Raw genomic sequence first — 9,682 nt, forward strand, 5'->3', positions numbered from 1 at the left:
CACGGCTGGCTGCTGGAGCGCCATGGGTTCCGGTCGCCGGCGCAGGTTCGTACAGACTACCTGGAAACCATGCCGATGGCGGCGTGATTATGCTTACCGGGTGTCCAGGCAACCGGGTGCGGTACACCGAAGACCACGGCGCCATCTTATAGTCTTCGCGTCCGTTGTCACGAGCCACACGCGAACATCAGCGTCCAAGAGCCCACCAGCTTTCCGCTATGAGACCAGGCTCTACGCCTAAAACGGCTTACAGCTGGCCTTCCTGGTACGATCAGACCGCAGGAGCAGAGGTCACACACACAACGCAGAAAAGCTTGGATATCATGGCCACCCCGCCGTACCCACCTACCAGCCTTCAAGAATTTCTCGCCACCATCCTGGCCAACTACAACAACGCCCGGAGGAGCGAGTCTTTCGGCAAGGAGCATCCGGTCTGGCAGGCGTTCGAGCAGCTGCAGCGGCTCCTCGAGGCGCACCCGGTCGTCCAGCAGCACCCCTCGGTCCAGATCACTTGGTCGGTGGGCCGCGGCAACTGGGCGCGGGTGCCGTGGCTGGCATTCCTCGACGAGCGGGAGACGAACACCACGCAGCACGGTGTCTACGTCGTCTACCTCTTCCGGGAGGATATGAGCGGGGTCTATCTGACCTTCAATCAGGGGGTGACCGATCTCCAGCGGCAACACGGCACGCAGGAGGCCCGCTCGGTCCTGAGACGCCGCGCCGGGCAACTCGCGGAGCTCCTGCCTGAGACCGCATCGGCTTTCCGGACCGATAGCACCATCGACTTGCGCACCCAGGGCAACCTCGGCAAGGCCTACGAGCACTCCACCATCGCCTATAGGCTCTACGAGGCGGGCGACCTGCCGGACGACGAGGTCCTCTTCGCCGACTTGGAGGCGCTCTTGGACGCCTACGAGGCCTACATGAGCTCCGACCTGCGCCGCACCCTGGTGGAGAGCCCGGCGGAGCCTGCCACGACGGAGGATCCAGACCCTCCACCTCAGCCAAGCACCCACTTCGAGCTAGCCACCGGTTTCCAGGAGCTGCGCGACCGGATCCAGGCCGAAGGCTTCATCTTCCCCGACTGGCAGCTGGCGCAGTACGTGACGGCCCTGCGCACCAAGCCGTTCGTCATCCTCGCCGGCATCACCGGCACCGGCAAATCCAGGCTGCCCCGCCTGGTAGCGGAGTACACCGGCGGCAGCGCCGAACTCATCCCCGTCCGGCCGGACTGGACCGACAGCGCCGACGTCCTCGGCTACACCGACCTGCAGGGCACCTTCCGGCCGGGGGCGCTGCTGGAGGTCGCCCACCGTGCCATGGGGGCCGACGACGCCCACGAGGTCGCGATCCTCGACGAGATGAACCTTGCACGCGTGGAGCACTACTTCGCGGAGGTCCTCAGCCGCATCGAGGACCGCCGCCCCGCCGCCGGGGGTGGCTACGCCAGCACCCCGCTCCTTCAGGGGACGCTTCCGGCACACGATGCCGAGTGGCAGCAAGTCCACCTGCCGGCCAACCTGGCCCTGGTGGGGACGGTCAACATGGACGAGAGCGCGCACGGCTTCTCCCGCAAAGTCCTGGACCGCGCCTTCACCCTGGAGCTCTCCGAGGTGGCGCTCGAGCGCTGGGCGCCTGAGGCCCAGGGCGAGGCCCCGCACCCCCAGCCGTGGCCGGTCAGCGCCTGGCAGCCGCGGGCCGCCCGCCTCGCCGATCTGGATGGCCTGACCGCGGCGGAGCGGCACCGGATCCAGGAGGCCATCGACGAGCTGGTCGCGCTCAACCGCATCCTCGCCCAGGCCCAGCTCCAGGTCGGCTACCGCACCCGCGACGAGCTCGCGCTCTTCGTCCTGCACGCCGAGGCCCTCCGCTCCTTCTTCCGCAACGGAGAGGACGAGCCGGTGGAGCCTCTCGACTTGGCCCTACAGATGAAGATCCTGCCGCGCATCGTTGGCGGCAGCGCCAGCATCCAGCGGGTCCTGATTGGCATCCTCGGCTGGGCTTATCGTGGCACGCCATGGACCGAGGAGGAGGACGCCCGCGACCTCCTGGAGCGTTGGGCGGAGACCGGCCGGCCCGGCCGGATCGCCGGCGCCCGCTACCCGGGGCTCGCGGCGCGGGCGTGCCTGATGTGGGACCGGCTGACAGCCGAAGGCTTCACCTCGTACTGGCTCTGAGCTGTGGCCGAGCTCTTCCGCATCGAGACGGACCGCGTGACGCTCATCCTCAGCGGCCCCTTGCCGGAGCACGCCAAGGGGCCGACGGGGGCGTTGCGGATCTGGCCCCAGCGGCGGGACCTCACCCTGAGACCAGGCACGGCGCGCGCCGGCGTATCGGACGCCGTAGCGCGGGACCCGGCGGAGACCGCGGGCCCACCCCTGCTCGAGGAAACGGCCTACGACCTGTGGCTCAGCAGCTACCACGGCGAGCGCGTCGAACTCAGCCACCGCGATCCCGCGCTCCTCACTCATCTCCACGCCGCACCCGGCAGGGCGCAGGCCTACGGCCATATCAACTTCGGCGGCCAGGTCGGGCTGAGCCGCTTCAGTGTCCGGGTCGACGGCGAGCCGGAGCTCGACCTGGAGGTGGAGGTCTTCCCGACGAAAATGGCCTACCGCGCCGACTACGTCGCCATGCGCGAGGAGGTCCACGCCTTCGCCGCCGGGCTGGCGCTGGAGTACCTGCGCGCCACCCACTACGGCAGCGCCACCGCGCGCCACCGCCCCAGCGGCCGGCTGGAGTGGCTGGCCCTGCTCCGGCACCTTGTGGGCCAGCTGGAACAGGCCCTGCATCACGTCGCGCAACACCCGGTGCGCAGCCTGCAGCGCCGGGACCGTCCGGTTCGTGCCGAGGCGGTGCGTCGGCCGGATAACCGGGTGCGCCGGGCCTTGCGAACCGGCCGCGGCCAAGGCGGTTGGGCAGGCCAGGTCCAGGGAGGCCTACCAGCCCGACAGCGCGTGCCGGAGCAGCGCCCCGTGCCCTCGCTGGATACCCCGGAGCACCGTTGGCTGGCACAGCAGCTGCGGCGGATCCGTCAGCAGCTGGCCCAGATCGTCCAGGACGAGCGCCATCGGCAGCGCCAGGGCCATCACGCGGGCTCCGGCGGCGCCCAGCGCGACTGCCAGGCCCTGGCCGAGCTCGCGGCGCTGGAGCGTCGCATCGCCACCCTGGAGCGCCTGGAGCCACTCGCCGAGGCCGGCGGCCCACCCCCGCCCGGGTTTGCCTCCCTCCGGCTGCAGGGATCACCGGGCTACAAAGAGGCCTACCAGGTCCTGCTCACCCTGCGCCAAGGCATCAGCATCCGCGGTGGACCAATGGAGCTCTCGGTCAAGGACATCCATCAGCTCTATGAGTACTGGTGCTTCCTGGCCCTGCTGCGCACCGTCGCCGAGGTGCTCGAGCAGCCCATCCCGCCCGAGCGGCTCCTGACCGTACAGGCGGACGGCCTGAGAGTGCGCCTGGCCCGGGGCCGCAAGCATACGGTGCCCTTTGACCTCCCGGGCGAACGCCGCCTGGAGGTGGTCTATAACCCGAGTTTCCGGGACGGGGGCACTTTCCTCCCCCAGCAACCGGATTTCGCCCTGGCGCTCAGGGATCCGGCGTGGCCTACAGTGCGTCTGGTCCTAGACGCCAAGTACCGGGTCGAAGACGATGCCGCGACCCGCGAGCGCCTCGGCGCCGCCAGCCCGCCTGCCGACGCCGTCAACGTCCTCCACCGCTACCGTGATGCCATCCTGGAGCAGGAGGGCTCAGGCGCAGGCCACCCCTTAGGAGCGGAGCGCTCGGGCATTGGGGGCTCTGCCGACCAGGGTCGCCCGACGGCGCAGCGGACCGTGATTGAGGGGGCTGCTCTCTACCCGCTCGATGCGGACGGAGCGGCGGACTTCGGCCAGACGCGCCTTTGGCAGGGCCTGGAGCGCCTTGGGGTCGGCGCCCTACCCTTCCTGCCCGGCTCCACCCACTGGGTCCGGCAGTGGCTGCACCACGTACTCCAGCGCTCCGGGTGGCGCACGGCAGAGGCCGTTGTCCCCCACAGCGCGGAGCGCCAGCGCCACGCCTGGCACCGGCTTGCGGCGGAGGTGGTGCTGGTTGCGGTCCTGCGCCCGCAGGAAGAGCGGGCGCACCTCGACTGGATCGCCCGCGCCCAGCGCTACTACACGCCGTGGACGCCCAGCCAGGCGCGCCAGCATCAGGCCGGGATCGTGGCCTTCTACACGCCCGCCTCGGTACGGCCTGGGGACGAGCCGGGGGCGGTCATCCACTGGGCGGAAGTGACGGGCATCGAGGTCCTTCCCCGCGAGCAGATCGCCACGCCCTGGCCTACCCGGCGGGGCGCTGACAAGCTGCAGGTGCTCTACCACCTGGGGCCGCTCCAGGCGCTGGAGGCACCGATCATCAACCGCGACGGTGGTCGCGGGCAGCGCTTCTCCACCAACCGTTGGTCTTCCCGGCTCGCCTTCCAGCGCGCCCGCAACATTACCGAGCTCCTCCTGGAGTCTGCCCCGGAATGGGCCCTGTACGAGGCGCTTCGGGCGCGGGGCGCCGATCTCGAGCTCCGGGCCTTGCCGCCGCGGGATCCCGCCGCCGCGGGCCGGCGCGCTCGGGTCGCCTTCCACGTCGCGGGACGCCGGGCGCACTACCTCGACGGCGAGCGCTTTGAGGTGGTGGGGTCCAACGGCAGCCGGCGGGAGCTGCCCCGTGAGGCTGCGGCAGAAGCACTGATAGGCGCGCGGGAAGATGGCCCACTCTAAGGCGGTTTCCCTGGAACCCATGGAAAAATCTGTGGAAGACGAACGCACTCGCGACGACATGCGGCGGCTCATGGCACATTGATTAGAGTACGGAGAGCCGAACCGGCCTTGAGGAGCCACCCCCAGCATGCAGGACAGCAAGCAGGACCCGGCGATCCGCTGGTACCACGAGCGCGCCGAGCATGTTGCGGACGACTATGAGTCCCTCTCCTTCCCGGACGTCCACAACTGGCTCATCTACCGTCTGCCACCTGGTGGCGATAGCACTGTCCTGGACGTCGGCGCCGGCTCCGGGCGTGATGCCGCCTGGCTCGCCGAGCGCGGCCACGAGGTGGTTGCCGTCGAGCCAGCAGCAGCCCTGCGCGGCGAGGCCGCCCGTCGCCACCCCCACCCGCGCATCCGCTGGCTTGACGACCAGCTCCCCGGGCTCGAGGACGTCCACCGCCTAGGCCTGTGCTTCGATGCCATCCTGCTCAGCGCAGTCTGGATGCACGTACCGGAGGGGCAACGCGCCCGCGCCTTCCGCAAACTCATTACCCTGCTCAAGCCGGGCGGGCTGCTGGCCTTCACGCTGCGCCTGGGCCCCGAGGCCCCGGAGCGCGGCCTGCGTGCAGTCTCGGTAGCCGAACTCCGTCAGCTCGCCGCGGGACACGGCGCGTACGTCGAGCACGTCGGCGAGAGCGCCGATGCCCTGGGCCGTCCGGAGGTCTCCTGGGCCGAGGTGGCCATCCGACTACCGGACGACGGCACCGGGGCACTGCCCCTGCTGCGGCACATCATCCTGAACGACGAAAAGAGCGCCACTTACAAGCTGGCGCTGCTGCGCTGTACGTGTCGCGCGGCCGATGGCATGGACGGCCTGGCGCGGTCACCCGGTGATGACGACGACGGGGACGGCCGCGTCGAACTACCACTGGGCCTTGTGGCAATGATCTGGGTCCGGCTCTTCCTGCCGCTGGTCCGTCAGCGCCTGCCGCAGCTGCCACGCCACGACGGTACGCCGCGTGGCCTCGGGTTTGCCGGCGACGGATTTCGCAAGCTCCTCGACCTCGACGTGGCGCCCGAGGAATTGCGCATCGGCGTGCGCTTCTCCGATGATCGGGCGCGGGCGCTGTCCATGGCACTGCGCGAGGCAGCCGAAACCATCCGCAATATGCCCGCCCACTACACGACCTTTCCGGGCGGCGACCAAGTCTTCCACGCCCGCCGCGCTCGCCCGAGCCGCGCGCAGGACGAGGCCATCATCGATGCCCCGTTCCTCTGGCAGTATGGCGTCTTCCGGATACCTTTGGAGCTTTGGCGAGCCCTGCAGCGATTCAGTGTTTGGGTGGAGCCGGCGCTGATCACCGAATGGAAGCGCCTGATGGCCGACTATGCCGACCGGCAAGGGCGGCAGTTGGCACCGGCCGTGATGGAACACGCCCTCGACTGGCGTGAGCCGCAACGAGATGTTCGTCTTGCCCGCGAACGCATCGAGGCGCTGCGCGAGGCTGGCGAACCAATCCACTGTGTCTGGAGCGGTCGGCTTCTCAGGCAGAGCGCCTTCGAGGTCGACCACTGCATTCCCTGGGCGGCATGGCCCTGCGATGACCTCTGGAACCTGGTGCCAGCCACCCCGCAGGTCAATGGCAACAAAGGGGCAAGACTTCCGGACGCGGCGACCCTTCAGGATGCGGAGGACCGTTTGAAGCGCTGGTGGGAGCGCGCCTGGCAAAGCGCACCAGAAACGACCATCGCGGAGCGTTTCCGGCGCGAGGCCGCCGCGACGCTACCCGGACTGAGGGATGATCAGTCGCATGATCTGGACAGCGTTTTCTCCGCCCTGGATCTGCGCCGCATCCGGCTCAAGCAGGATCAGCAGGTTCCGGAGTGGTGCTATCGAACCTACCCGAAGCCAACGGTTTCAGGTGGCGGCCGGCGCCTTGACTGAGCCTTTCCACAAAACCTGTGGAAAACTCTGTGAAGAAAGGCGCGCCGCTGGCGGCGATTAGCGGCTTCGAGGTCGATTGGACAGAGATTGCCCAGCCCGCACTAATAGGCGAATCAAGAGGTTATGGACACCGCCACGGCGATCAGGCAGTTAGCAGCGTCAACCGGCGGGCCTGTGCAGAAAACGTATCGTTGAGGCAAGGGCGGATGGGGGTTGACTCCACACCGCACACGATACGGAACATCCCTACACTTTGGCCTTCGCCGACGACCTGAGCCGAGACGACCTCGTCCGTATTCTCCGAGACTCCCACCGGGGCATCCGCTGGAGCAGCCACTGCTGGTGTATGCCACTGCTGGTGTATATTGCCAGGGTGTATCGGAACATCGCGGAGGCGGAGGTCCGCCATGCTCTCGAGCAAACTCGACCGGATCCTGGACGCCGACCGAGTCGAAGACGTTTTCGCCAATAACTAGCACCCAGCACCAAAACCCGTGACCGACCCAGCCGGCGAACTCACTATCCGACCGTTTGTCGATGACGACTGGCCTCAGGTCTGGGCCGTCATCGAGCCCGTCCTGCGCGCCGGGGAAACCTTCCCGTTCTCACCGGAACTCGACGAGGAGCAGGCCTACCACTTGTGGGTGACAATACCCACCGCCACCTGGATCGCCGAGGACGAGCACCTAGGCCTGGTCGGCTCCTACTACCTCAAGCCCAATCAGCCGCGCCTTGGCGACCATGTCTGCAACTGCGGCTACATCGTCGCCGAGCCCGCCCGCGGACGAGGCATCGGTGGAGCGCTTTGCCGTCACTCCCAGCGCATGGCACCGCAGTTCGGGTTCCGAGCCATGCAGTATAATCTGGTCGTCGCCACCAACGAGTCGGCCATCCACACCTGGCAGCGCAACGGCATGACGGTGGTCGGCCGCCTGCCCGGCGCCTTCCGCCATCCGATTCACGGTCACGTCGACGCGCTGATCATGTATCGCTCGCTTTGATCGCCCGACTGATCAACCTGACACCCCCCGCCCTGAGAAAGTGCCTATCTACCATCGGAGGGAGTAGACCGATGCGTTCCTTCAAAGCAACCTTGAGCGTCATGGTGCTCAGCTTGGCCCAGGGTAGATGTAGAAAGCGGTGACACGCACTGGTTCACCGAAGCGCAGATCCTCGATCCCCCGACCAATCTCCAGATGCTCTGGGTCTTCGATAGCAAAGAGATCCAAGGACGAGGCGAACGCGGAGCAGCCGCAGGCACCAATGGCCGGATCCACCCGTGAGGTCTTCACCGCTTTCCTGCGGCTCGGCGTAACAGCGTTCGGCGGGCCCATCGCCCATCTCGGCTACTTCCGCACGGAGTTCGTTGAGCGGCGACGCTGGCTCACCGACGAGCAGTACGCCCAGCTCATGGCGCTGTGCCAATTCCTGCCCGGGCCGGCGAGCAGCCAGCTTGGCTTCGCCCTGGGCATCCTGCGTGCCGGCTGGCCGGGCGGCATCGCCGCTTTCATCGCATTCACCCTGCCCTCTGCGCTGCTCCTGCTCGCCCTGGCCGGTGTGTACCCGTACCTCGAGGGGCCGTGGGCAGAGGGCGCCCTGAGTGGGCTCAAGCTCGTCGCCGTGGCCATCGTCGCCCATGCCGTGCTGGGCATGGGCCGGCAGCTCTGCCCGGACGCACCGCGCATCCTGATCGCCGGGGTCTCCGGCGCCATCCTCCTGCTTGCCGGAAGCGCCTGGATGCAACTCCTGGTGGTCGCTGCCGGCGGGCTCGCGGGGTTGTGGCTGTGCCGGCAGGTCGCCTCCCCTGATCCGGGGAGGTGGTCGCTGCGCTACGGACCTCGGACTGGACTGATGCTGGTCGGCGCCTTCGCTGCCCTGCTAATCGGACTGCCGCTCCTGGCCCTGGCGGGCGGCCTGTGGCCGCTCGTCGAGGCGTTCTACCGGGCTGGCGCCCTCGTCTTCGGTGGTGGCCACGTCGTACTGCCCCTCCTCCAGGAGAGCGTGGTGGCAACGGGCTGGGTCGAGAGCGAAGACTTCCTCGCCGGCTACGGGGCGGCGCAGGCGATCCCCGGACCGATGTTCACCTTCGCCGCCTACCTCGGCGCCCTGGCCGCCGAGAACGCCCTCCTCGGCAGCACCCTGGCGCTGCTCGCCATCTTCCTACCCGGACTCCTCCTGGTCGCCGGCCTGCTGCCGCTCTGGGAGCGCCTTGCGGGGATCCACGGCGCAGGTGCAGTCATCGCGGGGGTGAACGCCGCCGTCGTCGGGCTCCTAGCTGCAGCCCTCTACGACCCGATCGGGCTGCAGGGGATCGAGACCCACCTCGATGCCGCCATCGCGTTGATAGGCTTCAGCCTCCTGGCGACCGACCGCGTCTCCGTTATCTGGGTCGTGCTCTGGTGCGTGACGGCAAGCATTGCGACCAAACTAGTACTCCCCGCCTGAATCCACCGAGCGGTCGGCAACGTCCTCTAAAGCCGCAGGCCAACCCATCATGAGCTACCTCAAGCTTGTTCTCGTCGCTGCCATCGCTGCCATCGTGGCGCTGTTCTTTGCCTTCGATGCGCAGCACTACCTCACCCTCGACTACCTCCAAGCCCAGCGGGCGGCCTTCCAGGCCCTGTCCGCCGAGTAGCAGGCACTCACCTCAGGCGCGCTCTTCCTGCTTTATGTGGCGGTGATCGGCAGCACCGTGAGGGCGAATGGTGACCCTGGCGGAAGAAGGCCCACGCATCGGAGACGGTACTGCGGTGGCTGGGGCGCTATCACGCCTGGCGTCGGGGTGACCGCGGCGACGTTTGACACGCCCGACAGGCATACCTATTCTCAACACTACAATAGATTAGTTTACGCGAATCCTCGGCACTGGAGACACCTGCAATGACCGATCTCGAGACCGACGTCGCCATCATCGGGGCGGGTAGCGCCGGACTGCGCGCCTACCGGGCCGCCGCCGCCCATACCGATCGTGTGCTCCTGATCGAGGGCGGAGCGTACGGGA

Annotated in this window: 6 protein-coding genes; all 6 read left to right on the forward strand. The window is 68.1% G+C overall.

All coding sequences use genetic code 11. From position 1 onward, the window contains the following. The first annotated feature begins 323 nt into the window (after positions 1 to 323). The 6 genes from CCR79_RS12900 to CCR79_RS12925 all read left to right on the forward strand — a co-directional run bounded on the left by CCR79_RS12900 (position 324) and on the right by CCR79_RS12925 (position 9,316). The gene (locus CCR79_RS12900; protein ID WP_201173722.1) at positions 324 to 2,177 is read left to right on the forward strand and encodes an MrcB family domain-containing protein; all 1,854 of its coding nucleotides are present in this window, start codon (positions 324 to 326) and stop codon (positions 2,175 to 2,177) included. 3 nt (positions 2,178 to 2,180) lie between these two features. After that, positions 2,181 to 4,751, forward strand: coding sequence for a DUF2357 domain-containing protein (locus tag CCR79_RS12905; protein ID WP_201173724.1), 2,571 nt, complete (start codon positions 2,181 to 2,183; stop codon positions 4,749 to 4,751). A gap of 127 nt (positions 4,752 to 4,878) precedes the next feature. Continuing rightward, positions 4,879 to 6,681: a methyltransferase domain-containing protein gene (locus tag CCR79_RS12910; RefSeq protein WP_201173727.1), complete on the forward strand. Its 1,803-nt coding sequence runs from the start codon at positions 4,879 to 4,881 to the stop codon at positions 6,679 to 6,681. A gap of 494 nt (positions 6,682 to 7,175) precedes the next feature. Then, complete coding sequence (locus CCR79_RS12915; protein WP_201173730.1) at positions 7,176 to 7,682, forward strand: GNAT family N-acetyltransferase; 507 nt, start codon at positions 7,176 to 7,178, stop codon at positions 7,680 to 7,682. Between the two features lie 262 nt (positions 7,683 to 7,944). Continuing rightward, positions 7,945 to 9,126, forward strand: coding sequence for a chromate efflux transporter (gene chrA, locus CCR79_RS12920; RefSeq protein WP_201173733.1), 1,182 nt, complete (start codon positions 7,945 to 7,947; stop codon positions 9,124 to 9,126). 49 nt (positions 9,127 to 9,175) lie between these two features. Continuing rightward, entirely contained in the window at positions 9,176 to 9,316 is a 141-nt protein-coding gene (locus CCR79_RS12925) for a hypothetical protein (RefSeq protein WP_201173736.1), read from the forward strand. The last annotated feature ends 366 nt before the right edge of the window (positions 9,317 to 9,682 follow it).

The sequence above is a fragment of the Halorhodospira halophila genome (genome assembly GCF_016653405.1).
Taxonomy (GTDB): Bacteria; Pseudomonadota; Gammaproteobacteria; order Nitrococcales; family Halorhodospiraceae; genus Halorhodospira; species Halorhodospira halophila_A.

Excerpts from the sequence above, each read along its gene's own strand:
- CCR79_RS12900 (WP_201173722.1), top strand. The coding sequence starts at position 324 with ATGGCCACCCCGCCGTACCCACCTACCAGCCTTCAAGAATTTCTCGCC.
- CCR79_RS12910 (WP_201173727.1), top strand. The coding sequence starts at position 4,879 with ATGCAGGACAGCAAGCAGGACCCGGCGATCCGCTGGTACCACGAGCGC.
- chrA (WP_201173733.1), top strand. The coding sequence starts at position 7,945 with ATGGCCGGATCCACCCGTGAGGTCTTCACCGCTTTCCTGCGGCTCGGC.
- CCR79_RS12925 (WP_201173736.1), top strand. The coding sequence starts at position 9,176 with ATGAGCTACCTCAAGCTTGTTCTCGTCGCTGCCATCGCTGCCATCGTG.